The organism is Pseudomonas sp. EL_65y_Pfl1_R83 (assembly GCF_963970695.1).
Lineage (GTDB): Bacteria > Pseudomonadota > Gammaproteobacteria > Pseudomonadales > Pseudomonadaceae > Aquipseudomonas > Aquipseudomonas tritici.
The window spans coordinates 1-581 of record NZ_CAXAQI010000159.1; the positions used below are offsets into that span (position 1 = coordinate 1).

The following is a 581-nucleotide window of genomic DNA, read 5'->3' on the forward strand; positions in this document are numbered from 1 at the left end:
CGGACCTCCGGGGCGTCGGCGGGGACGGGGGGGTAATGCAGCAGACGCAGCACCGAATTGCCGTCCTTTACGGCATGATCGAACCAGTCGGGGCTCAAACCCAAATGGCGCGCAATCGCCGAGAGCAAGCGATCGCCCGCGGTATCGAAGGCCGCGAACAGTTCGATAAAGGTCTCGCGGAAGCCCTCGGGCTGGTCGGGCCAGATGTTGGGGGACATTTGCGCCTCGAAGCGGTGGCCCTTGGCCAGCTCGCGACCGCTATGCAAGAATTCCTTCAGGTCGACATGGCTCGCGCCCTTGGCGATCTCGGTCTTGAACGGCGTGTAGCCGCGCGCGCCGCCGCCGCCTGCGACGAAATAGGCGCGTTTCGTGTCCTCGGGCAGCGCGAAGAAGGCCTCGGTCATCGCCCATGCCTGCGCGATCAGATCGGCGGGAACGCCATGATCTGCGACGACGGCAAAGCCAAATCGCTCGAACGACCCGCCGAGCGCGGCCGCAAAGGCGACTGGATCGGCGGCTTCGTCGTTGAGCGAAAGCGCTGGGACTTGCGCGGTTGTGGGAGCAGTCGGCGTATCGAGCAT

At 65.4% G+C, this 581-nt stretch carries 1 protein-coding gene; it reads right to left on the reverse strand.

Annotated features, from left to right (window positions below):
- Nucleotides 1-581 (reverse strand): 2-oxoglutarate and iron-dependent oxygenase domain-containing protein (locus AACY08_RS28180; RefSeq protein ID WP_339472383.1); only part of this gene is annotated, 581 nt, incomplete at both ends.